This is a genomic window from Lactiplantibacillus garii, from assembly GCF_003885105.1.
Lineage (GTDB): Bacteria > Bacillota > Bacilli > Lactobacillales > Lactobacillaceae > Lactiplantibacillus > Lactiplantibacillus garii.
In genome coordinates, this window is sequence record NZ_QWZQ01000129.1 from 1 (window position 1) to 608 (window position 608).

Here is a 608-nt window from a genome sequence, read left to right on the forward strand (position 1 = left end):
GATTAGAATTCACTACCCTGCAGATTGTACTGAAAAGTCACTACAAATTATAAAATTCCACCATTTAAGCGGCTAAAATGCTTTGGCAATTTGCTTAGACAGCGTCTCAAGTTCGGCTGTGCCAATCTCCGTCAACTGAAAACCATTCCGCTTATTGATCAACCAATTCTGCTGTTCCAAGTGTGCTACCAATCTTTTGACCCGCGTAGCTGGCAGTGTAAACATGTGCGCCAATTCATTAATGGTCACTCCCGAAACTTGGCGCGCATAGTTAGCAATCCGTAATTCATCGATTCCCATTCCAGTTTGCGCGTGCAACCGATTTCGAACTTGATCAACCGCCTCCTTTAATTCAAGAAACATTTCAAAATTATTCTTTTTGTTCTGATCCATTACGTTTCCTCCTATAAACAACGTAATTTATAATTTAATATCGCAACAACAATTACTACATTTTAATAAAAATATAATAATTAACATTATAATATCATCAATTGTAAATAGCTCAAACCGTTACCGGGAGTCAGTATTATTAAACGAGACCAGTGCTTCAGTTTTTTAGACACTAAAAAACGGCCGGTATCAACGATACCCGCCCAGAGCAATGC

1 protein-coding gene is annotated in these 608 nt (G+C 38.3%); it reads right to left on the reverse strand.

The genetic code is table 11. The features are described from left to right. Positions 1 to 72 precede the first annotated feature (72 nt). Complete coding sequence (locus tag D1831_RS14290) at positions 73 to 393, reverse strand: hypothetical protein (RefSeq protein ID WP_125073461.1); 321 nt, start codon at positions 391 to 393, stop codon at positions 73 to 75. Positions 394 to 608: the final 215 nt, after the last annotated feature.

Coding starts and splice junctions, on each gene's coding strand:
- D1831_RS14290 (WP_125073461.1), bottom strand. CDS start 393: ATGGATCAGAACAAAAAGAATAATTTTGAAATGTTTCTTGAATTAAAG.